This window comes from Prosthecodimorpha staleyi (assembly GCF_018729455.1).
Lineage (GTDB): Bacteria > Pseudomonadota > Alphaproteobacteria > Rhizobiales > Ancalomicrobiaceae > Prosthecodimorpha > Prosthecodimorpha staleyi.
Window position 1 is genome coordinate 342,073 of sequence record NZ_JAHHZF010000001.1, and the last position, 23,842, is coordinate 365,914.

Here is a 23,842-nt window from a genome sequence, read left to right on the forward strand (position 1 = left end):
TGCGGTCCGGACACGGGCCGATCCGGCGGGCCGCCAGACCGTCCCCCTCATCCGCCCTTCGGGCACCTTCTCCCCCCACAGGGGGAGAAGGGAATCAACACGTTGGGAGATCGCGGACCTGAACACCCCCGATCCCGCGGCTCCTTCCCCTTCTCCCCCTAAGGGGGGAGAAGGTCGCCGAAGGCGGGATGAGGGGGTCGATGCCGCAAGAGGCTCGAAGCCCGCGGTCCGGACACGGGCCGATCCGGGGGGCCGCCAGACCGTCCCCCTCATCCGCCCTTCGGGCACCTTCTCCCCCCACAGGGGGAGAAGGGAATCAACACGTTGAAAGATCGCGGACGTGAACACCCCCGACCCCGCGGCTCCTTCCTCTTCGCCCCCGGGCAGGAAAAATGGCCCCGATGCACCGGGGCGACGGGACGTCCCGAGGGGCCGACGACCCCGGCTCGGCGGGATCGTCGAACGGAGCCTCACCAGACGCCGGTATTCTTCATGCTCGACCAGGGTTCGGCCGGTGCGAGGGCAGAGCCCTTCTGCAGGAGTTCGATCGAGATCAGGTCGGGCGAGCGGACGAAGGCCATCCGGCCGTCGCGCGGCGGGCGGTTGATGGTCACGCCCGCATCCATCAATTTGGCGCAGGTGGCGTAGATGTCGTCGACCTCGTAGGCGAGATGGCCGAAGTTCCGCGCCGTGCCATAGTCCTCCGGATCCCAGTTGTAGGTCAGTTCGACCAGCGGGGCCTTGTCGGCGCGGGCAGCGGCCTCGTCTTCGGAGGCCGCGAGGAAGACGAGGGTGTAGCGGCCGGGTTCGTTGTCGATGCGGCGGGTCTCGATCAGACCCATCTTGTTGACCCAGAAGTCGAGCGATTCCTCCAGATTGCGGACGCGAACCATCGTGTGCAGATATCGCATGGGGGTCTCCTGACCGTGAAGCGACGCAAGGGCGTGGAGCCATGAATATCGTGTCGGATCTCGCCGAGGGAAGGCGCATTCTCGCCGAGGCGATCGGCGCGGCGAAGCGGCTGGTGCTGTTCACCGGAGCCGGCGTCTCGACGGAATCCGGAATCCCGGACTTCCGTTCTCCCGGCGGGCTGTGGTCGCGGATGCGTCCGATCACGTTCCAGGACTTCGTCGCCTCGGAGGCGGCCCGGCTGGAAGATTGGCGGCGACGGTTCCACCTGATGGCCGAATTCGAGGCGGCAATTCCCAATGCGGGTCATCGCGCCATGGCTCGGCTGGTCGGCAGCGGCAAGGCGATCGCGCTGATCACGCAGAATATCGACGGCCTGCACGAACGGTCCGGGGTGCCGGAGGACCGCCTGATCCGCCTGCACGGCACCGGCACCCATGCATCCTGCCTCGACTGCCACGAGCGCATGGAGATCGCGGAGGCCGAGGCGGCGATCGCGGCGACCGGGCAGTCGCCACGCTGTCCAGCCTGCGGCGGTCTGATCAAATGCGCGGTGGTCAGCTTCGGCCAGGCGATGCCGGAAGCCGAGATGACCAGGGCGGAAGCGGCCAGCCGCGCCGCCGATCTGTTCGTCGCTGCCGGCTCGTCGCTGCAGGTCCATCCGGCGGCGGGGCTTCCGGTCGCGGCCCGGCGCGCGGGGGCGCGGTTGTTGATCGTCAATCGTGACGAAACGGCGCTCGACAGTCTCGCCGACCGCGTCCTGCGCGGCCCGATCGGACGCCTGTTCGACCCCTCCGACGATGCCGGCAGGGACGGCGCGCCGTGAGACGACCGATGCTGCAGTGCAGTCCCTGCCGATACGGAGCCGGCGGCCAAAATCCTGTCAATGGCACGAAGCCTTGGAAGCGTGTCTCCGCGGTATCAATTGTGGCGAAATCGGGCACAACATCATCGAAACCGGTAGTCGGGCTCGGACTGGGTGATATTGTTTCGTTAAGAATCAGTGCGGGGCTCCAGCTTCGCGAATCGTAAGCGGGCCGGTATGCTCCGGCCATGTATTTGCCTCGGGGGTGGTTAGGTATGGGGGCCAAGATTACGCCGGACGCCCGCCCTATTGAAGCGCTGGACGACAGTCAGGCCGTCGACGTGATCGAAGTGGCCGGATCGATCAAGTGGTTCGACGTGGCCAAGGGCTACGGGTTCATTCTTCCCGACAACGGCCTGCCGGACATCCTCCTGCATGTGACCTGCCTCCGCCGCGACGGCTTCCAGACCGCCTATGAAGGCGCCCGTGTCGTCGTCGAAGTGCTCGACCGCCCGCGCGGCCTGCAGGCCCTGCGCATCCTGCACATGGACGAATCGACGGCCGTCCACCCGTCGCAGCTGCCGCCCAGCCGAACCCACGTCCAGGTCGTGCCGACCAGCGGCATGGAGCGGGCGGTGGTCAAATGGTTCAACCGCATCAAGGGCTTCGGCTTCCTGACCTGCGGCGACGGCACGCCGGACATCTTCATCCATATGGAAACCCTGCGCCGGTTTGGCATTGCCGAACTGCGCCCCGGCCAGACCGTTCTGGTCCGGTTCGGCGACGGCCCGAAGGGCCGCATGGCCGCCGAGATCCGCCCCGACGGTCCAAGCCATATCCCCGCCTCGCACTGAGCCGGCCACCCTGCCCGACCCCTTCGGATAGCGCCGCTCAAGCGGTTCTCCCTGTTCGTTCCCTTGGGAAGAAGGGGGCTGCGGAATCGGGAGCGCTCATTTCCGCGATCACTCAACGAGTTAGCTCCCTTCTCCCCCCTTGGATGCGAAGGGGAAGGAGGCGCGGGATCGGGGGCGTTCACGTCGAGGTAGGCTGCTTGCGGATGGCGCTCGAGTGTCGATACCCGATTGGCGGGCAAACTCCGATCGCCTTGCGAATCTGAATATGATCGTTTCGGGACCGGGATGCCCGGAAAAGGAGCGCGTTTGCCTGAAGCTTCGATCTGGGAAAAGTTTTTTCTTTCGGATACCCATTCGCCTGGGTAGCGTGCGCAGGCCGTCGGTTCGGCCCTTCCCTTGGGAAACCGCATCGCACCGCCGCAGCGGTCTCGCCGGGATCGTCGCGCGCGGCCGACGCGATCGCGGAAGTCCGGTCGGACCGACGTTCACGCCCCGGGCCGCCTCTCGCCGAACGCGAAGCCGGCCCTGCCGAAAGCACGGCCCGAAGCCGTCAGGAGTATCCCCATGGAAGATGCCATCGACCGCCGCCATCTGTTCAGCGCCGTGGCGCTTGCCACCGCCGCGACCGCGCTGCCCCTGACCGCCACGCCGGCCGCCGCCCAGGCTCCGGCTTCGGGCGACCTTCTGCAGCAGATCAAGGCGCGCGGCGAGCTGCGCATCGGCACGCCGCCGGGCGAGCCGTGGTTCTTCAAGGACCAGCGCTCGGGCGAATGGAAGGGCATCGGCTGGGGCGCAGGCCTCGCGCTCGCCCGCGAACTGGGCGTCAAGGCGGTCGCGGTCGAGACCACCTGGGGCACCGCCATCGCCGGCCTGCAGGCCAACCAGTTCGACATCCTGTTCGCCATGGATGCCACGCCGCAGCGCGCCCTGGCGATCGATTTCCCGGTCCAGCCGATGTTCTACTACGCGCTCGGCGTGCTGGCGCGCGACGGCCTGGCCGCCAAGACCTGGGCCGATCTCGACAAGCCGGAGGTGCGCATCGGCGTCGTGCTCGGCACCTCGCCCGACCGCGAGCTGACCCGCCGCCTGCCCAATGCCAAGATCGAGCGCTTCCCGAACATCGACGAGACCGGGGCGGCCTTCGTCGCCGGCCGCGTCGACGTGGTCTCGCTGTTCCATCCCGCCCTCGTCCTGCTGCGCTCGCGGGTGAAGCGCGGCACCGTGGTGCTGCCGGATCCCTTCCGCGTCGCCTCGACCAGCGCCGGCGTGCGCCGGGATGCCGACAAGTCGTGGCGCGACTGGGTCGGCGTGGCCCTCAACGCGCTTTACGAAACCGGTGAGATCCAGAGGATTTACGAGGAATTCCTCACCTTCCGCGGCATCGACCCGAAGGAAGCGCCGGCGATCGTCCGCGAGCTCTGGACCAAGGCCTGAGCAACGCCCGACGCGCATCCCGCCCCGGCGATGCGCGTCGGCTTCCGTGCGAAGCGACCGGACCCGATCGATGCCCTATGTCTGGGATTTCAGTGCCGTCACCCGAAACTGGACCGTGCTCCTGTCCGGCCTCGGGGGAACCATCATGCTGTCGCTGGCCGGCATCGCGCTCGGCATCCTGATCGGCGCCGGCCTGGCCGCGATGCGCCTGTCCGGCCTGCGCGCGCTGAAATGGCCGGCGACGGCCTGGATCGAATTCTTCCGCAACACCCCGCCGCTGGTGCATTTCTTCTGGTTCTTCTATGGCCTGCCGATGGCCTTCGGGATCACGCTGTCGTCCTTCGGGGCCGCGCTGGCCGCGCTCGGCATCCAGTCGAGCGCCTTCTTCGCCGAGGTCTTCCGGGGCGGCATCGTTTCGGTCGAACGGGGCCAGTGGGAGGCCGGCCGGGCGCTCGGCATGAGCCGGACGCGGCTCTTCCGCCGCATCATTCTGCCCCAGGCGGCACGGCGGATGGCGGCACCCTTCGTCGAGCGCTGCTTCGAACTGGTCAAGACGACCACCCTCGCCGCGGCGCTGGCCCATCACGAACTGCTCTATGCCGCCATGGTGGTGGTGACCGAGACCTACCGGCCGCTGGAGGTCTATACGGTGGTGGCGATCCTGTTCCTGACCGTCCTGTTCGCCGCCAGCCAGGTGTCCGAATGGCTCGAGGCGCGCGGTCGCGCCATGCAGGGGCGCTGAGACGATGCCCGAATTGCAGTTCGGCGTCGTCTTCGCCGATTTCGATCTCCTCGTTCGCGCCGCCGGCACCACCGCGCTGCTCTGGGCGGCGGCCTTCTCGATCGGCTGGTCGGCCGGCTGGATCGTCGCCTTCGGCCGGCGTTCGCCCCGGCTCGCCCTGGCCATCCCGGCGCGGGGATTCGTCGAGTGCTTCCGCAACACGCCGGTGCTGGTCCAGCTGATCTGGTTCTACTACGCCCTTCCGGTGCTGACCGGCATCCAGATGCCGGCCTTCGGCGCCGCCGTGCTGGCGCTCGGCCTCAACGGCACCGCCTATTGCGCCGAAATCCACCGCAATGGCTTGCAATCCGTTGCAATAGGCCAGTGGGAGGCGGGCCGGGCGCTCGGCATGAGCCGCCTGCGCGTCTTCTTCCGCATCATCCTGCCCCAGGCGGTGACCCGGATGATCCCGGCCTACACCAACCGCGCCGTCGAGATGGCCAAGAACACCTCGGTCGCCTCGGTCATCTCGGTGCATGAGCTGATGTACAATGCCCGCCTGTTCAGCAGCCAGAACTACGTGCCGCTCGAAACCTTCACCGTGGTCGCCGGCATCTATTTCGTCGTGATCTGGCCGATCTCCCTCGCCTCCTCCCTGATCGAGCGCCGCCGGAGCGCATGAGAAGATGACCAGCCCCGAACCCGTCGTGCTCGCCGCGACCGCCATCACCAAGCGCTTCGGCACCGTCGACGTCCTGAAGGGCGTCGACCTCGCAGTGTGCAAGGGCGAGCGGATCGCCATCCTCGGCTCCAGCGGCTCGGGCAAGAGCACGCTGCTGCGCTGCCTGAACCTCCTGGAACGCCCGACCGGCGGCACCATCGCGCTCGACGGCCGCACGATCGGCCGGCCCGACGGCAAGGGCGGGCAGCGCTACGACGAGCGCGAGCTCGACCGGGTGCGCACCCGGGTCGGCATGGTGTTCCAGCAGTTCAACCTGTTCCCGCATATGCGGGTGATCGAGAATGTCATGGAGGCGCCGCGTGGGGTGCTCGGCAAGTCGAAGGCCGAGGCGCGCGCCATCGCCGAGCGCCAGCTCGCCGCGGTCGGGCTCGCCGAGAAGGCGGATGCCTGGCCGGCGCAGCTCTCCGGCGGCCAGCAGCAGCGCGTCGCGATCGCCCGCGCCCTGGCCATGGATCCGGAGGTGCTGCTGCTCGACGAGCCGACCTCCTCGCTCGATCCGGAACTGGTCGGCGAGGTGCTGGCGGCGATCCGGGCGCTGTCCAACGAGGGCCGCACCATGCTGATCGTCACCCACGAACTCGGCTTCGCCTTCCATTTCGCGACCCGCGTGCTGTTCCTGCATGACGGCAAGGTGCTGGAGGAAGGCCCGCCCGAGCAGGTCCTGAAGGCGCCGCGCGAGGAGCGCACCCGCCGCTTCATCGAGCGCTTCACCGAACGCCGCTTCTGACGCCGGAGCCGAGCATGACGGCCGCCGCCGCGACGCTGACCGACCGGATCGCCGCCTTCGCGGCCGAGACCCGCTTCGAGGACCTTCCCGACGACCTGATCGAACGGGTCCGGCTGCATCTTCTCGACGCGATCGGCTGCGCGATCGCCGCGGTGCCGACCGATCTCGCCCGGCGCCTCCTCGCCGCCACCGCCGCCGAGTCGCCCGCCGGCCCCTGCCCCATCCTCGGAACCGACCGAACCGCCGGGCCGGGCGCGGCCGCCTTCGCCAATGCCGGGCTGATCAACGTGCTCGACTATGACGACGGCTTCGAGGTCGCCGGCAAAGGCCTCGGCCATCCGGGCGCCTCGATCGTCGCCGCCGCGCTCGCCGCCATGGCCGGCGGACCGGTCGACGGCAGGGATCTGCTGACGGCGCTCGCGCTCGCCTTCGAGGTCAACGGCCGCGTCATCCTTTCGATCCAGCCGAGCCCGGAACGCCACCGGCAGGTCTATGGTGTCTGCCAGCACCAGGCGATCGGCGCCGCGGTCGCCTATGGCCGTCTCGGCGGGCTCGGCACGGCCGATCTCGGCAACGCGATCGGCTTCGCCGCCGGCCTCGCGCCCCTGCCCTCGCTGCGCAAATACAACTGGGAAAAGCGGCCGCTGGTGTCGTTCAAGGACTATGTCGCCCCGGCGGCCGAGGCCGGGGTGCGCGCCGTCCTCCATGCCCGGGCCGGTCTGGTCGGGCCGGTCGATGTCTTCGACGGCGAAACCGGCTTCTGGCGCATGATCGGCTCCGACCGCTTCGATGCCGACGCCCTGACCAAGGATCTCGGCCATGTCTGGTGGGCGCGCAACCTCAGCCTGAAGACCTATCCGGCCTGCCGCTGGATCCATACCGCGCTGGAATCCTTCGAGATCGCGTTCCGCGACTGCGGGCTCGATCCGGCCGCGATCGAGCGGATCACGGTCCATACCTCCGCCGGGCTCGCGCGCGACTTCCTCGATGCGGCACCCGCCACCATGGTCGACGCCCAGTTCAGCCTGCCCTTCTGCCTCGGTGCGATCGCCGCCGGACACCCCAAGGCGCATTGGTACGATCCGGCCGTGAGGACCGATCCGACCGTCGCGGCCGTCGCCCGGACGGTGACCGCAGATGTCGACCCGGAGATCGACCGCATCATGTCCGGCCCTGAGCGCCGGCCGGCCGGCCGTGTCACGATTCAGGCCGGCGGGCGGACCCTGGAGGGTCCGTTCCTGCCCCTGCCGCGCGGCACGGCGGAACGGGCGGTCGGCCGCGCCGAGGTGATCGCCAAATTCACCGACAATGCGACGGCCGGCGGCTGGACCGCGGATTGCATAGACCGCCTCGCCGGGTCCATCCTGTCGCTCGGCGCCCCGGGCGTCCGTTTCTCGGTCTGACCGGAACTGCCGACCGCATCGGAATCTCGTGTCGATTGAAGGGAGTGCGCGCAATGACCCTGCACACGTCGCCGGCCCGCACGGCCACGGATCCCCGCTATGCCGGCGGCGCCGCCTATATGGACGGCACCTTCATGCCGCTCGGCGAGGCACGCATTCCGATCACCGATTGGGGCTATCGGCGCTCGGACGTGGTCTATGACGTGGTCAGCGTCTGGGACGGCTGCTTCTTCCGCCTCGACGACCACCTGACCCGCTTCCGCGCCTCCATGGAGGCGACCCGGCTGGTGCCGCGCGAGACCGACGACGAGATCCGCTCGATGCTGCACCGGCTGATCGCGCTGTCCGGATTGACCGAATCCTATGTCGCCATGGACTGCCTGCGCGGCGCGCCGCTGCCCGGCACCACCCGCCATCCGAAGAATGCCCGCCCGTATCTGATCGCCTTCGCGATTCCCTATGTGCGGCTGGTGCCGGCGGAGGTGATCGAGCGCGGCACCCATGCCATCGTCGCCTCGGCGGTGCGCATCCCGGACGCGTCGCTGGATGCCCGGCACAAGAACTTCCACTGGGCCGACATGACCTCGGGCCTGTTCGAGGCCGACGAGCGCGGCGCCGACATGCCCATCCTGCTCGATGCCGCCGGCAACGTGACCGAGGGTCCGGGCTTCAACGTCTTCGTCATCCGCGACGGCCGGGTGGCGACGCCCGACAGCAACGTGCTCGGCGGCATCACCCGCTTGACCGTGATCGAGCTTTGCGCGGAGCTTGGCCTGCCCTGCGACGTGCGCCCGGTCTCGGCGGAGGAACTGCGCAACGCCGACGAGATCCTGTTCTCCTCGACCTCGGGGGGCCCCTTCGGCGTCACCCGCATCGACGGCCGCATCCTCTCCAACGACCGCCCCGGCCCGCTCACCAACCGCCTGCGCGAGGCCTATTGGGCCAAGCGCAAGGCCGGCTGGCATGCCGAGCCGGTCCGCTACGACCTGGTCTGAGCGCGCTCCGGCAAAGACGGAACCGGACCATCCGTCCGTTGGGGCCGAACCGGCCCTGGGTCCCATCCGAACGCGGCAAGGCCGGCTGGGTCCATCCGGTAACGCCGCTCCGCAGCGGCCCCGGTCGGGGTCAGTTCTCGTCGAACTGCGCTGAAACGGCTTCGAACGCGGTGAAGCGGCCTTCCAGGTGTCCCGACCGCCGATAATGCTGCACGGGATCGATGCCGGCCGCCAGGACATCGCGATTGAGCAATAGGTAGTGCACCGGATCGAAGGTTTCGCGTGTCGGCGTCAGGCTTCGCGTATATCTGTCGATGCTCTGGTCCGGATTGACCGATTTCGCGATCTCCTCCAACGCCATCCGCAAGAGCTCGGCGCTCTCCACACAGGCCGCCTCGACAGTGTTGCCAGCCGGACGCGGCCCGGCGACAGTGTCATCGACGGCCGGATTTCCGACATTGGAGATCAGACGTCGGAGCATCTCCTGGCACGTCGGACTTTCAAGCCGTCCGGCATTCTCGGCAAGCACCCGGCGAAAGACATCGAGCACTCTCGCACGGTCGACGCTGTCCTCGTCGCTGGCTGCATCCGGATTCGAACGGATCCAGCGATTGCTGATGCGGGTCGCCAGTCCATCGTCACGAAATACCGAATTGACCCCTCGCAGAATTTGCAGTTCGGGGCCGGTCAAGGATCGATTGACGACCTGCTCGGGAATGGCTTCCGCCAGACGCGGATCCTCCCCAAGGGCGCTCAGCAATGCACCGAGAAGGCCCGATTGCCGATAGTCCAAGACATGCACAATGTTGGGTATGCCTCCGATCACCGATAGCTGAGCGACGAGCTGTTTGCTGAAGATCTCGAAGAACGTCTCGTCATACTCTCCAGAATAAGAGCGTCGTTTGACTTTCTGGTGGTAGCTTGCACGGCACAGCCGCTCAAAAGGCCGCACGAAGACCAAGATCTCGACCGATCGCGCATGCGAGCCGAGGATTTCGAGCAGACAGGCCATCCGTTGCGGCGGCGCCCAACTGAAGAGCTCGCTTGAAATCAACAGATTGGGCTTGGAGTTATCCGCCGCGTCCAAAATGTCCCGCAGACGCTGCGACACGGTCTCCGCGGCGACGTCCGAAACATTATTCACCGACAATTGAGCGGCAACGAACTGACCGTTTCCAGACTGAATGCGCCCGAAGTCCTCGTTTTGATCCAAGACCGGATAACTGGTATGAATCATTACACTCTGATGGGAAAGCAAATCCAGAGCGTTCTGCAGATAAGTGCTTCCGGTCTTCGGCATTCCAACATGCAGGTAAATTTTATTATACATGACCGACATCCGGACGACCGACTTCCGAAGGCATCATAGCCTGCAAGAGTGCGCTCGTCTCGGGGGATGTCAGCGTGGATGTTCTCGGTGACAAGGGCCGCCCCCAATCCGATCGAAGCCTCTTGGATGGCACCAGGCGGCCAAACGCGTCGATCGGCGAGGCGCCGGCGCGACCGGTCCAAGAAGGGGTTGGCGCACCCAGTCCCGGCTCCGAAGGCTCTCCCCGGACCAGACCGGGACGCCCCTACTCGACCGTGACGGACTTGGCCAGGTTGCGGGGCTGGTCGACGTCGGTGCCCATGATCACGGCGGTATGGTAGGCGAGCAGCTGGACGGGAATCGCGTAGATCATCGGGGTCACGGTCGCCGGCATGGCGGGCAAGACGATGGTCTCGACCGCGTCGACGGTGGCGGCCTCGGCGCCGGCGGCGTCGGTGATCAGGATGATGCGGCCGCCGCGGGCGGCAACCTCCTGCATGTTGGAGACGGTCTTGTCGAAGACGCGGTCATGCGGCGCGATGACCACGACCGGCATCTTGTCGTCGATCAGCGCGATCGGCCCGTGCTTGAGCTCGCCGGCGGCATAGCCCTCGGCATGGATGTAGCTGATTTCCTTGAGCTTCAGCGCGCCCTCCAGCGCGAGCGGAAAGGACGTGCCGCGGCCCAGATAGAGCACGTCGCGGGCCTTGGCGATGGTCTTGGCGAGCCGCTCGATCTGCGGCTCCAGCCGCAGGGCCTGGGCGGCGAGGCGCGGGATCTCGGCGAGCGCGGAGACCAGCGCCTGCTCGTCGGCGTCGGTCAGGACGCCGCGTGCCCGCCCCGCCGCCACCGCCAGGCAGGCCAGGGTCGACAACTGGCAGGTGAAGGCCTTGGTCGAGGCGACGCCGATCTCAGGCCCGGCGAGCGTCGGCAGGACCACGTCGGCCTCGCGCGCGATGGTCGAGGTGGTGACGTTGACGACCGCCGCGATCGCCTGGCCCTGCGCCTTGCAGTAGCGCAGCGAGGCCAGCGTGTCGGCGGTCTCGCCGGACTGGGAGACGAAGATGGCCAGACCGTTCTGCGGCAGCGGCGCCTCGCGGTAGCGGAATTCCGAGGCGACATCGATGTCGACCGAGATCCGGGCCAGCCGCTCGAACCAGTATTTGGCGACGAGACCGGCATAGTAGGCCGTGCCGCAGGCCGAGATCGAGATCCGATCGAGCGTCTTCCAGTCGAACGGCAGGTGCGCCGGCAGGGCGGTGCGGCCCGTGGTGAAATCCAGATACTGGCCGAGCGTGCGGCTCATGACCTCCGGCTGCTCGTGGATCTCCTTGGCCATGAAGTGACGGTAGTTGCCGCGGTCGACCAGGAAGGCGGAGGCGGCCGAGATGACCATCCCGCGCGTGACCGGCACGTCGTGCTCGTCGAAGATGCGCGCGCCGGCACGGTCGATCACGACCCAGTCGCCCTCTTCCAGATAGGTGACCTTGTCGGTGAAGGGCGCGAGCGCGATGGCGTCGGAGCCGAGATACATCTCGCCGTCGCCATGGCCGACCGCCAGCGGCGAACCGCGTCGGGCGCCGATCAGGAGGTCCGGATGGCCGGGAAACAGAAAGGCGAGCGAGAAGGCGCCGGTCAACCGCTTCAGCGACTGCGCGACCGCCTGTTCGGGCGTGGCGCCCTCGTCGATCGCCTGGGAGACCAGGTGGGCGACCACCTCGGTATCGGTATCGGAGGCGAAGACGCGGCCCTTGGCCTTCAATTCGTCCTTCAGCTCGCGGAAATTCTCGATGATGCCGTTATGAACCACCGCGACCTTGTCGGTCGCATGCGGATGGGCGTTCGATTCGGTCGGCGCGCCGTGGGTCGCCCAGCGGGTATGGCCGATGCCGATCAGGCCGGCGAGCGGGCTTTTCTGCAGCTTGTCGTCGAGGTTGCGCAGCTTGCCCTCGGCGCGGCGGCGGGCGAAGGCGCCGTCCGGCTCGATCGTGGCGACGCCGGCGGAATCATAGCCGCGATATTCGAGCCGCTTCAGCGCGTCGACCATGAGCGGCGCGACCGGTTTGCGGCCGACGATCCCGACGATTCCACACATGGCAGGGCTCCCGTTTCGTGGCGGTCAGGCCCTCCTGATAGCGGACGGGCCGGCCGGCGCGACAATCACATTCGATGTCGGATCGTGACAGCACGGATCCGGTCCTGGCCGAACCGGGCGCCGACGGCCGATTCCGGTTTCGCACGGGTACTATAGGGGCGACCGGATAAGAAGCGGTTAGGGATCGTCGGCCGACCGTCCGCATCGCCCGGAGGACGATCCCGGCGCCGGACCCGGGGAGCCGCGGGCCGGGGGCCGTCATGCCGATCCGGCATAGACGATATCCCATAGATCGGTCTCGCGCCGGAGCGGCGCTCGCGTATGGTCGCGCACCCGAAGCCGAGGCGCGCCATGACCGAGATCCCGATCGAGACGGCCCCGCCGCGCGCCCGCTACCTGGCCGGCGCACTCTACGGCCTCGGCGCCATCGCGATCTGGTCGAGCTGGATGGCGATCACCCGGCTCGGCATCACGACGACGCTGACCACCCTCGACATCGTCATGCTGCGCTTCGTGACCGCCGGCATCATCCTGGCGCCGGTCTTGATGAAGCGCGGCCTCGCGGTCGACCGGCTCGGTTGGCCGCGGATCGCGATCTTCGTCGTCTGCGCCGGCGCCCCCTATGGCGTCCTGGCGGCCGGCGGTCTGCGCTTCGCCCCGGTCGCCCATGGCGGCATCCTGATTCCCGGCGTGATGCCGCTGTTCGTCGCACTGCTCTCCGCGCTCCTGTTCCGGGAACGCTTCTCGGCCGCGCGCAAGACCGGCTACGGTCTGATTCTCATCGGGATCCTGGTGATCGCCGGCCTGACCGCCTTGACGCCGGGGGAAACCAAGACAATCGGCCATCTCCTGTTCCTGTCGGCCGCCTTCGTGTGGGCCTGCTACACGGTGGCGCTGCGCGGCATCGCGATCGATCCTCTGCATGCCGCCGCAATCATCTCGGTCGGCTCGGCGATCCTGTTCCTGCCCTTCTATCTCGCCATCCACGGCTTCGCGCCGCTCGGCGCCTCGGCCGGGGAACTCATCTTCCAGGCGATCTTTCAGGGCGTCGTCGCGACGATCCTGTCGCTGGTCCTGTTCGCCAAGGCGGTCTCGATCCTCGGCCCCTCGTCGGGCGCGGCCTTCGGGGCGCTGGTGCCGGCCGTCTCGACGTTGCTCGCCATCCCGATCCTCGGCGAGATCCCCGCCCCGCTCGACTGGTTCGGCATTCTGGCGGTCACGCTCGGCGTCTATCTGGCCAGCGGCGGACCGCTGCCGCGCTTGCGGCGCTGAGCCGGATCAGCGCTTCGCCTTCTCGGCCTTCATCCGCTCGCGGAAGGCGCGCGCCCAGCCTTCGCGGATCTCCTGCCGGCCGCGGCCGACCGCCAGCGCATCGGCCGGGACATCGTGGGTGACCACGCTGCCGGAGCCGACATAGGCGCCGTCGCCAATCCGGACCGGCGCCACCAGCGAGGAATTGGAGCCAACGAAGGCGCCCGCCCCGATCTCGGTCTTGTACTTGCCGTAGCCGTCATAATTGCAGGTGATGGTGCCGGCGCCGATATTGGTTTTCGCGCCGACACGGGCATCGCCGATATAGGACAGGTGATTGGCCTTGGCGCCGTCGCCGATGACCGCGTTCTTGACCTCGACGAAATTGCCGATATGCGCCTCGCGGCCGATCTCCGCGCCCGGCCGGAGCCGTGCATAGGGGCCGATCACCGCCCCCTCGGCGACGCGCGCGCCTTCGAGATGCGAGAAGGCGCGAATGCGCGCGCCGGCCTCGACGACCACGCCCGGGCCGAAGACCACGTTCGGCTCGACCACCACGTCGCGGCCGAGCGCGGTGTCGATGGCGAAGAACACCGTCTCGGGCGCGATCAGCGTCACCCCCGCGGCGAGCGCGGCGCGACGGCGGCGCTCCTGGAACAGCCGCTCGCACTCGGCCAATTGGGCGCGGTCGTTGACGCCGAGCACCTCGCGGCCGTCGCCCTCCACCGCCGCGACGCGCAAGCCCCGCCGCGACGCGATCTCGACCGCATCGGTCAGGTAGAATTCGCCCTTGGCGTTGGCATTGCCGATCGCATCGAGCAGCGACAGCATGGTGGCGCCGCGGAAGCCCATGATGCCGGAATTGCAGAAGGTGACGGCGCGCTCGGCCGGGGTCGCGTCCTTTTCCTCGCGGATGGCGACAAGCCGATCGCCCTCGGTCAGCAGGCGGCCGTAGCCGGTCGGACGATCGATGCGGAAGCCGAGCACGGCGACATCGGCGCCGGCCTCCAGCGTGCAGCGGACGCGGTCCAGCGTCTCGGGCGTGACCAGAGGCGTGTCGCCGAAGAGCACCAGTACCTCGGCCGCGCCCTGCTCGATCGCCGCGCGCGCCACCAGCACCGCATGCGCGGTGCCGCGCCGTTCGGTCTGGGTGAAGATCGCGGCCCCCGGCGCCGCCTTGTGGACCGCCTCGGCGACCGCCGTCATGCCGGGGCCGACCACGACGGCGAGCCGGTCCGCCCCTGCCCCGCGCGCCGCGGCGACGACATGACCGACCATGCTGCGGCCGCCGATCTCGTGCAGAACCTTCGGGATCTCGGAGCGCATGCGCGTTCCCTCTCCGGCGGCGAGCACGATCATCAGGCAGGAGCGGGCGGACATGGGGGGATCTCCGGCAGGATCAGACGGCCGGCATGTCGAGCATGCGGGGCCGCGCCGGTCAAGGGCGCTGCGACGGTCGGTTCGGAGCAGAACCGCGGGACGCCGCCCGGCGCAGGCGCCGGATGGGGCGTCGGATCACCCGCCGGACGGACTTGGAGGCACGGCGAAGACGATCGACCGCCGCCACCCACGGCGAGTGATTGATCCGCACCGCGCCGCACCGTTTCAGCCAAGCCCGCTCGTGGGCGATGTGGTGCTCCCGCCAGAAGGGGCGATGCGAACCGGAAAAGCCGACCGCTACGAAGGTGGTCGACAGGCCCGCCCGCGCCGCGAAGTCCTGCATTCCCTTCAGCGTCAGGAGACCGGTCGTGGGGGTCACCGGCCGATCCGGAAAGGGGGACGGGTCAAGCCATTCCGATTCCAGCCACGGCACGGCCGCGACCGCGACGGCCTCGCCGCCGCCGGCGAGGGCTTCCAGAACCTCGGTGCTGAGCCGGCCCGACGCGACCGCGTCATTGAAGGCCAGGATGATTGTGGCGCCGCCCCCCCGGTCGCGTGCGACGTCACCGGCGGGGGGAAAGCCGAAGAAGATGCCGGTGTCCGCTTTCTCGCGATAAACGAACACCTTGCGGGCCGCCACCGACGCGAGGCGTTCGGCATGGATCGTCTTATTGAACTGCACGATCATGTCGTCCGGCCCGATCTGAAGGCGCCGGATGTCGGAGGCCGTGATCAAGGGATTGTTGGCGATCAGGTAGACCTTGCCGTGATGCCCCTCGAGAAGCAGCGCCCAAGCATCGTCATCGACAGGCATGCCACCGAACGCTGCGCTACACATACAACTTCCTGAATTTGCGACCAACCAAACTCTGTTACGGCAAAGAAAACCGCCGACATATCGAGAAAGCAACGGATTTTACGATTGATTACCAGGTTTTGCACATTCCGACACGGCCGTTCAGGCGTCTCCGAACCGCCCGCTCAGGCGGCGCCGGCCCGCTCGTAGAAGGCGATCGCGGTCATCAGGTCGAGATGGCCGCCGCCGGCATTCTTGAACACGGTGATCTCGGACACTTCCCGCCGACCCGGCACCGTGCCGCGGCAGAGTTCGAACAGGTCGCCGGCGATGTCCTGCGCTCCGATCACTCCGGCGGCGATCGGGCCGGCCACGTCGCCGCAATCGGCTAGCGTGAAGCGGCGCGTGTCGACCCAGAGCCGGCCGCGGCGGATGGTCTCGTCGTCGGCCTCGCGCATCGCTGCGGTGAAGCCGCCGACCAGGTCGACATGCGTGCCGGGGCGCAGGCGGGCGCCCTCGACGATCGGAACCGTCGACCCGGTCACGGTCGTGACGATGTCGGCCTGCGCGACCGCCGCGCCCGCATCGGCGACCGTCTCGGCCGCGACATCGAGCGCCTGGCGCAGATGCGCCGCGAGGGCTTCGGCGCGCGCCGCATTCCGGTTCCAGATCAGAACGCGATCGATCCTCGGCCGCACGGTACGCAGCGCCGCGACCTGCCAGGGCGCCTGCGCGCCGGCGCCGAGCACCGCCAGCACGCGCGCATCCGGCCGCGCCAGATGGTCGGCGGCGAGCGCCGAATCGGCGGCCGTCTTCATGGTGGTCAGCGCCGACCCGGTCAGCGTGGCGAGCGGCCGGCCGTCGCGGCCGTCGAACAGGACATAGACGGTGGCGTTGGTCGGCTTGCCGGCGTCCGGATTGGCCGGGAAGACGGAGACCATCTTGACGCCGGCATAGCCGCCGAAGCGCCAGGCCGGCCAGACCAGCAGGTGGTTCGGCGGCGCGCCGGCAGGACCGGGCTCGGTCAGGAGGACCCTCTCGACCAGATCGACCCCATCGACATGGCCCCGCCGCAGGGCCTCGATCAGCCGCCCAAATCCGAGCGCCTTCGCCAGAATGTCGCAGTCAAGCGTCAGCATGTCGAACTCCGGCAAGCCAGCCCTCGCTAAGTGGCGCCAGTCTGGTCCAGGCTGGCCACGCTCGGCAAGTCGCAACTCGACTGCACGACAGTCGAGTGCTCATCTTTTTATCGCATGCTTTGTATTCGTGCCGTGTATTGCGGCGCAATATTTCAGTCGCGTTTGCGACATCGCCGTCGCAAAAGATTAAACCTAGAAAACCCAACACAAGTCGCCCGAATTCATCTCGACAGACCCGCAGAATGTGCATAGGCTGCGCGGCAGCCGCAAAGGCAGATCAACGGGAGAGGGCGAATTCTCTATGAGCGACGAACGCAAAGTCCCCCATCTGGATTCCCTGAAGAAGCAGCTTTCCGACAAGACGATGGATCGGCGCGAGTTCGTGCGCTACGCGACGCTGCTCGGCCTCGCCGCTCCTGTCGCCTACAGCATGGCCGGTTCGATCACCGGCGAGCCCTTCGCCCCGGCGGCGGAGGCTCAGGCGGCCATGCCGAAGGGCGGCGTGCTGCGCATCGGCACCCGCATCAAGGAGATCAAGTCGCCGCACACCTATTCGTGGGGCGGCTATGACTCCAACATCTCGCGTCAGGTGGTCGAGTATCTGACCTTCACCGACCGGGACGGCGTCACCAAGCCGTATCTGTTCGAGAGCTGGACCGTCTCCGAAGATCTGAAGACCTGGACCTTCAAGCTCCGCAAGGGCGTGAAGTGGCACAACGGTCAGGAACTGGTTGCCGACCATGTCGTCTGGAACCTGAAGCGCGTGCTCGACCCGGCGGTCGGTTCATCCATGATCGGCCTGATGAAGGGCTACATGCTGAACGACAAGAAGGGCGCCGACGGCAAGGACACGACCGAGATCTGGGCCGCCAACGCGATCGAGAAGGTCGACGACTACACCGTCCGCTTCAACTGCAAGGTCCCGCAGGTCGCGGTTCCCGAGCATCTGTTCCACTATCCGATGGCGATCCTGCATCCCGACGACAAGGGCGTCTTCGGCGTCGGCGCGCAGGGCACCGGTCCGTTCAAGCTGGTCGAATACGAAGTCGGCAAGAAGGCCGTCTTCAAGAAGCAGCCCGGCTACTGGGGCGGCGATGTCGCCCTCGACGGCATGGAGCAGATCGACATGGGCGACGATGCCTCCGCGGCCATCGCGGCGCTCGCCTCCAAGCAGATCCACGGCCTGGTCTTCGCCGACCCGACCCAATACGACGCCCTCAAGGCGATGCCGCATCTCGCCTTCTATGACGTGCCGACCGCCGAGACCGGCGTCATGCGCATGCGCAGCGACGCCAAGCCGTTCGACGACGCCCGCGTCCGCAAGGCGATGCGCCTCGCCATCGACAGCGAGACCGTGCTCAAGGTCGCCCTGCGCGGCCTCGGCACCGTCGGCGAGCACCATCACTGCTCGGTCTCCCACCCCGACTATGCGGCGATCGCGCCGATGAAGCGCGACGTTGCCGCCGCCAAGAAGCTGCTTGCCGAAGCCGGCCATCCGAACGGCATCAAGAGCGAGATCATCGTGCCGAACGACCATGCCTGGTTCCAGGCCATGGCCGAGGCCTGCCAGCAGATGTGGAAGGAAGCGGGCATCGACATCGCCATCAAGCCGATGCCGGGCGCGCAGTACTGGGACGTGTGGACCAAGGTGCCGATGGGCGTGACCATCTGGTACCATCGCCCGCTCGCCATCATGTGCCTCGGCCTCGCCTACCGGACCGGCGTTCCGTGGAACGAGTCGGGCTATTCGAACAAGAAGTTCGACGAGATCCTGACCCAGGCCGAAGGCGTCGTCGATCTGACCAAGCGCAAGGCGCTCGTCGCCGAGCTCGAGAAGATCATGCAGGAGGACGGCCCGCTGGTTCAGCCGGTCTTCCGCAACGCCTTCACCTTCATGGACAAGAAGGTCAAGGGCTTCTCGATGCACCCGACCAACTACCTGTTCGGCTGGCGCGTCGGCCTGGAGGCCTGATCGTTCTCAGGTCGGGACGCCGCCCGCGGCGACCCCGACCTCTTCATTCTTTGTCCCGGCCGGAACGCAGGTTCCGGCCGTTTTTTTGTGCCGGTCGCGTTGATACAGCCCCGCCCCTCAGGGCCGCTTCGCATCCCCCGCGCGCGCCGCGCCGGTGATGATCGGATCGACCGTGCCGTCCAACGCCCCGATGAGTTCGGCGCGCGGATAGCCGGAGATGCGGGCGAGCACGGCCCGCAAGGGCTCGGCCGTCCAGGCGCGCGTGACGAAATCGCGATGCTCGGTGCCCGGCGCCTCGATGAAGCGGATATCGCCCGGCTCGATCCGGCGCGGCGGCCCGGACTGGATCGGCCCTGTTCCCGCGACCATGCCGGCGAGGCGACGCTGCGCGGACGCCGTCGCGGGCGAGGCTGCAGCGATGAAGAAGGCATTGCGGCGGCGGGCGATGAAGCGGGCGAAGCGTTCCTCCTCGCCGAACAGCGCGTCGAGCAGGATCACGCCGGCCAGCCTGTCCGAGACGCCGCCGACCTCGAGCCCGAAGGCGGCCGGAAGATAGCCGCCGCTATAGGCGGCGATCACCACGGGGGCGGTGGCGAAGCGCTGCGCGCTGACCGGATCGCCATGCAGGCGCGCGAGCTGGACGGCGGCCTCCTCCAGGAACAGCTTCAGATGACCTGGTTCCCAGAACCGGCCGGCGCTGGAATCGAGCGCGTCGACGGCCAGTTGCGGCGCGACCAGCACGGCATTGAGGCCGGAGGCGGCAACCTGCCGGGCCACGCCCTGGCGATCGCGCACGTCCCGATCGAGTCGCGCCTCGTTGCCGTGCAGATAGAGCACGATCAGGGTCGGGCGTGCCGGATCGAAGCCGCGCGGGATCGACAGCAGGACGCGCCGGTCCGAATAGGTCCGGTCCTCGAAATAGACGCCGCCGCGCGGCGCCGTGTGGCCGAGGCGGCCATCACGCTCGACATCCAGAAACGGCTTGCCGGTGCCCGGAATCGTGCCGCGATAGGGGAAGGGTGCGGTCTCGAAGGCGACGATGCGGGTCAGGGTCTCGGCCACGGCGAGATGTCCGGGTTCGCGTCCGTCGGCGCGTGCCAGGCGCAGAGCGCCCGGATCGCGCAGGGCCTCGGCCGCATCCGCGGAGGTCGGCGACCAGCCGGCCAGACCGGCGAACAGCAGGGCAGCGGCAAGGCGATGGCAGACAAGGCGGTGGCAGGCAAGGCGACGGCAGGCAAGGCGCATGAATTCGGTCCCCGCGGAGCCCGGCCTGCAGCGGTCCGGTCATGCGACCGCCGCGGACAGGCTCCCGGAGACAGTGTCGATGAGGAGACTTGAGGATTCGTTAACCATGACCGTCAGGGCGCCGCCTTGGCACAGGCGCGAGCGTCCTTCCTAGCGTAACCGGCCGATGCGGGCCCGCATCGCCGGCCGATGCCGGCCAGCATCGCGTGCCGGACGTCCCATGCCGGATGCCCGGCATGCGGCCCCGGCCCGTCGGGCCCGCGCGCGCCGTCCGGGTCACTGATACTCGGTGCGGCAGCAGCGCACGAAACGGGAACTGACCCAGCCGGTGCGGCCGCGCAGCACCTCGACCCGGTACCAGTCACCGCGCGATTCCAAAACCTTGAGCTTGGTATTCTCGACCAGTTTCTCAACCACATTCGCGAGCGTCGGATCGGCATAGGGCGAGCTGCGCAGCGCGAGCCAGCGGTCCTCGATCGTCGTGAAGCCGGTGACATAGTGGTAGTTGGCCGAACTGGTCGTCAGCCGGCCGGCCGATCCCGCCGTGCTGCCGACGGACGCGGTCGCGGTGCCCGACTCGCAGCGCATGAAGCGCGCGGCGGCCCAGCCGATCTGGCCGGTATCGCTCTCGACCCGGTTCCAGTCGCCGCCGGTCTCGATCAGCCGCACGCGGCTGTCCTCCTGGAGCCGCTCGACCAGATTGCCGAGCGTGGGGTCGGCATAGGGCGTGCTGCGCAGGGCGAGCCAGCGATCGACCATCGTCGTGAAGCCGCCGACCGTACAGGTGCGGCGCTCGGGCGGCGGCGGCGGCGTATAGACCGGCGGCGGCGGATTGACCGCAACCGGCGGGGGCACATAGACCGGGGTGACCGGCGCCGGATCGGGCGGAGATGCGCTCGGCAGGCTGCGCAGGCGGTCGAGCGCGGCGGTGCGCGCCGTGCAGGCCTCGCAGACCTGCGCGATGAAGATCAGCAGCTTCTCGCGGTCGAAGCCGGCCGCCTCCAGGCCGCGGCGTTCCGCCTGGATGACGCCGAGCCGCCGTGCGACCTCGACGCGGATGTCGGGATTGCGGGCCGAGGCGACCAGCGCATTGAGGGCATATTCGTCCCACGCCGCCCGGCCGAGCGCAGCCGCGTCGGCATCGTAGGAGGGAGCCGGGGTCAGGGACGGCGGGCCGGCCGTACCGTTCGACGGCGGGACGGGAGCGGCCCCCTCCCCCGTGACGCCGAGCATGATCGGCTCGCTGCCGATCGAACCGGTGCGATAGGGTTCCTGCGGCTCCCGGTTCTGCCGGCGCGCCATGTCGCGGGTCGAGCGGATCACGTCGTCGCGCACCCGGCGCAGGGCGAATTCGACCTCGACGCCGGGCTCGGTCAGATGTTCGACCAGCGCCGCCGTGAACGGGCTGAGTCCGCTGTCGCCATCGAAGGCGACGCGGCCCGGTCCGGTCGCATAGCCGATCAGGGTATTGGAGACGACCGGTTCGGCCCGCGCCAAGCCGCGCGTGAAGGCGCCCTTGGTGGCGACCCGCTTCATGCCGGTCAGAAACGGATTGTCGCGGCAGGCATCGAGCAGGACAAGGCGCAGCTTGGCGACGCTGTCGAGCGAGGCCAGCACGTCGTCGAGCGGGATCGCCTGGTACTTGACTTCGCGGTCGGTGGTCAGCCTGGCGTCGACCGGAACCAGATAGTTCATGCCCGAGACTTCGATGCCGTGGCCGGAATAGAAGACGACCGCGATATCGGCGCCGCGCGCCTCGTCCTGGAAGGCGTCCAGGATGCGCGACATCGAGGCGCGGTCGAGATCCTTGCCGGCGATGACGGCATCGAAGCCGGCCTTCTTGAACAGCGCCTCCATGGCGGCGGCGTCGTTGACGGCATTGATCAGCGGCGCGTTGGGATAGGCCGCATTGCCGATCACCAGCGCGACGCGCTTGCCGGCGGCCCCGGCCGGTCCGCCCGCCAGCCCGGCCATCGCCAAGATGGCCACCAGCACGATCCAGAGCACACGTCCGACCATAGCCCCACCCGCGTTTCCGCTGCCCCCCGGCAGGTCCGATGATCTGATCACGCCACGGAACGGCGCCGTATGCAATCGTTCGGATAGATGTCCGAGGCCCAACAAGGCGTCAAAAAACTTGGAACCGCCCGCTGCAGGCCACGGCTCTTGCGCGCCGGGGCGCCGGAATGGTCAAGTCGTCCGGGTTCGCCCCCGCCCTTCGTCGAGGATCGCCCGCCCGTGTGCCCCCCACGCCGCCTTGCCGCCAGCCTCGGCGCGCTCCTGTTGGTGGCTGCGGAGGCGTCTGCGCCGGCCGCGGCGCTCGAGCCCGCCCCTGGACCGGCCGGCTGCCGGCCGGAGGATCTGGTGGTGGTGCTCGATGTCGGCCACACACCCGAGCAGTCCGGCTCCGCCAGCGCGACCGGAAGGCGCGAATACGACCTGAACCTGGCGCTTGCCGAGACGATCGCCCGCGAGGCGGTCGCGGCCGGCTTCACGGCGACGCAGGTCATGAAGACGACCGGGTCGGGCCGGTCGCAGTTGGAGAGCCGCAGCCGGCGCGCAGCCGAGATGGGCGGCGGCCTGTTTCTGTCGATCCACCACGATGCCGTGCAGGACCGCTACCTGAAGACCTGGTTCGCAAACGGCGCGGCGCGTCGCTATTCCGATCTCTTCGCCGGCCACTCCCTGTTCGTCTCCGAACTCGGCGCGCGGCCGGCCGAGAGCTTCGGCTTCGCCATGCGGCTGGGCGACCGGCTGCGGGCGATCGGCATGCGGCCGACCCGTCACCACAACGAGCCGATCCCGGGCGAGAACCGGCCGTTTCTCGACGAGGCGCGCGGCATCCATCGTTACGACGAACTGATCGTGCTGAAGACCGCCGCCATGCCGGCCGTGCTGTTCGAGGCCGGCGTCATCGTCAACCGGGCGGAGGAACGGCGGATCGTCCGGCCGGAATTCCGCCGCTGCGTCGCCCGCGCGGTCGCCGCGGCGCTGGCTGACTGGTGTCCCGGCGACAAGCCGCCCGAACCCCTCGCCTGCCGCATGCCGACACCGGACGGCGGCGCGCTGACGGAACCGCCGGACTCCGACAGCGGCGAAACCGAATAGCCGTCTGTCAGAAGCGGTGCCGGTAGCCGACCGAAACCACGTTCGAGCCGCCCCAGACGCCGTTGAAGGTCCCGAACACGCCCGACCGGTGGTGGAAGCGGAACACGAATTCGTGCTCCTTGTGGTCCGGCAGCGCGAAGGTCAGTTCCGGCGCGAAATAGTGCAGGATATGCGAGCGGCGGCGGCTCGCCAGTTCCTCGCGCGGGAAGCTGTCGAGATAATTGAGGCCGGTCGAGGCCGCGAGCGTCGTGTAGAGGCGATCGTTCCAGAAGAAGCCGTCATAGCGGACGAAGGTCGCCACCCAGGCCTCGTTGCCGGAATAGCGCGGGCCGAAGCGGTGGCCGACGCCGCCTTCCAGTTCGACCGAGAAATCGGTCCAGAACCGGCCGATGCGGCGGTTCACGGCGACACCCGACCAGACATAGTCTTCCGGATGCAGCAGCCACGGCTTGATTAGCAGCTGGTGCATGTCGTGCTGGCCGCCCGACGAGCCGAAGAAGACGGCAAGCCCCCACAGCTTCTCGGTCGCGATCGGCGCCGGCGACAGGAGGCTCGCGTCGGGAATCGTGGGTGCGACCGCGACCGGCGCCGGTGCGACCAGATCGGCGGCGGCCGCATGCTGGGCCGCGACCGGTGCGGCCGCGAGCAGGGCGGCGGCGAGGCCCACGCGCGACGGGCGGCGCAACGCGGCCGGAAGGCCGGGGCGGAGCATCTGGAAGAGGTCTGACTCGGGTCGCCGCATAGCCTGCTCACGGTTACATATCGGTCACATTCTCAAAAGCCCAGGCGAGCCGCATCGGCACCTTCCTCGGGTGGCGATGCAAACCCGCAACGGTCGCCGACGGAGCTGCCGTGCCGATCCGAACGGCGCCGTCGAAATCGTTCATTCGCGACGGAAATCGGAGCCGAGGTCGCCCGATGGGTCGCAATCGGGACAACACCGCGTCAGGAATGGCC

Annotated in this window: 20 protein-coding genes; 11 read left to right on the top strand and 9 right to left on the bottom strand. The window is 68.3% G+C overall.

Going from position 1 to position 23,842, the window contains the following annotated elements:
* Nucleotides 1-470: 470 nt before the first annotated feature.
* A complete protein-coding gene (locus KL771_RS01420) occupies nt 471-911 on the bottom strand; it encodes a VOC family protein (RefSeq protein WP_261966780.1) in 441 nt (146 codons plus the stop codon).
* A 41-nt stretch (nt 912-952) separates the two neighbouring features.
* Between KL771_RS01420 and KL771_RS01425 the strand changes: the two genes are divergently transcribed.
* The 8 genes from KL771_RS01425 (at nt 953) to KL771_RS01460 (ending at nt 8,590) form a co-directional block, all read left to right on the top strand.
* Nucleotides 953-1,735 (top strand): SIR2 family NAD-dependent protein deacylase, encoded by a 783-nt coding sequence (locus KL771_RS01425; RefSeq protein ID WP_261966781.1) that lies wholly within the window; start codon nt 953-955, stop codon nt 1,733-1,735.
* Between the two features lie 254 nt (nt 1,736-1,989).
* Complete coding sequence (locus tag KL771_RS01430) at nt 1,990-2,568, top strand: cold-shock protein (RefSeq protein ID WP_261966782.1); 579 nt, start codon at nt 1,990-1,992, stop codon at nt 2,566-2,568.
* A gap of 564 nt (nt 2,569-3,132) precedes the next feature.
* Nucleotides 3,133-4,002 carry a transporter substrate-binding domain-containing protein gene (locus KL771_RS01435; protein WP_261966783.1) on the top strand — a complete coding sequence of 290 codons (870 nt, stop codon included), beginning with the start codon at nt 3,133-3,135 and terminating at the stop codon, nt 4,000-4,002.
* A gap of 70 nt (nt 4,003-4,072) precedes the next feature.
* Nucleotides 4,073-4,744 (top strand): amino acid ABC transporter permease, encoded by a 672-nt coding sequence (locus KL771_RS01440; RefSeq protein ID WP_261966784.1) that lies wholly within the window; start codon nt 4,073-4,075, stop codon nt 4,742-4,744.
* 4 nt (nt 4,745-4,748) lie between these two features.
* On the top strand, nt 4,749-5,405 hold the full coding sequence (locus KL771_RS01445; RefSeq protein ID WP_261966785.1) for an amino acid ABC transporter permease: 657 nt from the start codon (nt 4,749-4,751) through the stop codon (nt 5,403-5,405).
* A gap of 4 nt (nt 5,406-5,409) precedes the next feature.
* Complete coding sequence (locus KL771_RS01450; protein WP_261966786.1) at nt 5,410-6,192, top strand: amino acid ABC transporter ATP-binding protein; 783 nt, start codon at nt 5,410-5,412, stop codon at nt 6,190-6,192.
* A gap of 14 nt (nt 6,193-6,206) precedes the next feature.
* A complete protein-coding gene (locus KL771_RS01455) occupies nt 6,207-7,595 on the top strand; it encodes an MmgE/PrpD family protein (RefSeq protein WP_261966787.1) in 1,389 nt (462 codons plus the stop codon).
* Nucleotides 7,596-7,648: 53 nt separating this feature from the next.
* Complete coding sequence (locus KL771_RS01460) at nt 7,649-8,590, top strand: aminotransferase class IV (protein WP_261966788.1); 942 nt, start codon at nt 7,649-7,651, stop codon at nt 8,588-8,590.
* A 130-nt stretch (nt 8,591-8,720) separates the two neighbouring features.
* Here the strand turns inward: KL771_RS01460 and KL771_RS01465 are convergent, their stop codons facing one another.
* Together KL771_RS01465 and glmS are read right to left on the bottom strand one after the other, a co-directional pair.
* On the bottom strand, nt 8,721-9,920 hold the full coding sequence (locus KL771_RS01465) for a hypothetical protein (RefSeq protein WP_261966789.1): 1,200 nt from the start codon (nt 9,918-9,920) through the stop codon (nt 8,721-8,723).
* Between the two features lie 244 nt (nt 9,921-10,164).
* A complete protein-coding gene (gene glmS, locus KL771_RS01470; protein WP_261966790.1) occupies nt 10,165-11,994 on the bottom strand; it encodes a glutamine--fructose-6-phosphate transaminase (isomerizing) in 1,830 nt (609 codons plus the stop codon).
* Nucleotides 11,995-12,345: 351 nt separating this feature from the next.
* On the opposite strand from glmS, the gene KL771_RS01475 reads away from it, so the two are divergent.
* The gene (locus KL771_RS01475) at nt 12,346-13,266 is read left to right on the top strand and encodes a DMT family transporter (protein WP_261966791.1); all 921 of its coding nucleotides are present in this window, start codon (nt 12,346-12,348) and stop codon (nt 13,264-13,266) included.
* A gap of 6 nt (nt 13,267-13,272) precedes the next feature.
* Here the strand turns inward: KL771_RS01475 and glmU are convergent, their stop codons facing one another.
* The 3 genes from glmU to KL771_RS01490 all read right to left on the bottom strand — a co-directional run bounded on the left by glmU (nt 13,273) and on the right by KL771_RS01490 (nt 16,560).
* Nucleotides 13,273-14,625 (bottom strand): bifunctional UDP-N-acetylglucosamine diphosphorylase/glucosamine-1-phosphate N-acetyltransferase GlmU, encoded by a 1,353-nt coding sequence (gene glmU / locus KL771_RS01480; protein WP_261966792.1) that lies wholly within the window; start codon nt 14,623-14,625, stop codon nt 13,273-13,275.
* Nucleotides 14,626-14,683: 58 nt separating this feature from the next.
* On the bottom strand, nt 14,684-15,439 hold the full coding sequence (locus KL771_RS01485; RefSeq protein ID WP_261966793.1) for a hypothetical protein: 756 nt from the start codon (nt 15,437-15,439) through the stop codon (nt 14,684-14,686).
* A gap of 167 nt (nt 15,440-15,606) precedes the next feature.
* Entirely contained in the window at nt 15,607-16,560 is a 954-nt protein-coding gene (locus KL771_RS01490; RefSeq protein ID WP_261966794.1) for an ornithine cyclodeaminase family protein, read from the bottom strand.
* A 301-nt stretch (nt 16,561-16,861) separates the two neighbouring features.
* Between KL771_RS01490 and KL771_RS01495 the strand changes: the two genes are divergently transcribed.
* Entirely contained in the window at nt 16,862-18,532 is a 1,671-nt protein-coding gene (locus tag KL771_RS01495; RefSeq protein ID WP_261966795.1) for an ABC transporter substrate-binding protein, read from the top strand.
* Between the two features lie 117 nt (nt 18,533-18,649).
* On the opposite strand, the gene KL771_RS01500 is transcribed toward KL771_RS01495, so the two are convergent.
* Nucleotides 18,650-19,777, bottom strand: a complete 1,128-nt coding sequence (locus KL771_RS01500; RefSeq protein WP_261966796.1) for an alpha/beta hydrolase — start codon at nt 19,775-19,777, stop codon at nt 18,650-18,652.
* Nucleotides 19,778-20,053: 276 nt separating this feature from the next.
* Nucleotides 20,054-21,796: a caspase family protein gene (locus KL771_RS01505; protein ID WP_261966797.1), complete on the bottom strand. Its 1,743-nt coding sequence runs from the start codon at nt 21,794-21,796 to the stop codon at nt 20,054-20,056.
* A gap of 219 nt (nt 21,797-22,015) precedes the next feature.
* On the opposite strand from KL771_RS01505, the gene KL771_RS01510 reads away from it, so the two are divergent.
* Complete coding sequence (locus KL771_RS01510; protein ID WP_261966798.1) at nt 22,016-22,885, top strand: N-acetylmuramoyl-L-alanine amidase; 870 nt, start codon at nt 22,016-22,018, stop codon at nt 22,883-22,885.
* A gap of 7 nt (nt 22,886-22,892) precedes the next feature.
* Here KL771_RS01510 and KL771_RS01515 read toward each other — a convergent pair whose 3' ends face one another.
* Nucleotides 22,893-23,597: a hypothetical protein gene (locus KL771_RS01515; RefSeq protein WP_261966799.1), complete on the bottom strand. Its 705-nt coding sequence runs from the start codon at nt 23,595-23,597 to the stop codon at nt 22,893-22,895.
* Nucleotides 23,598-23,842: the final 245 nt, after the last annotated feature.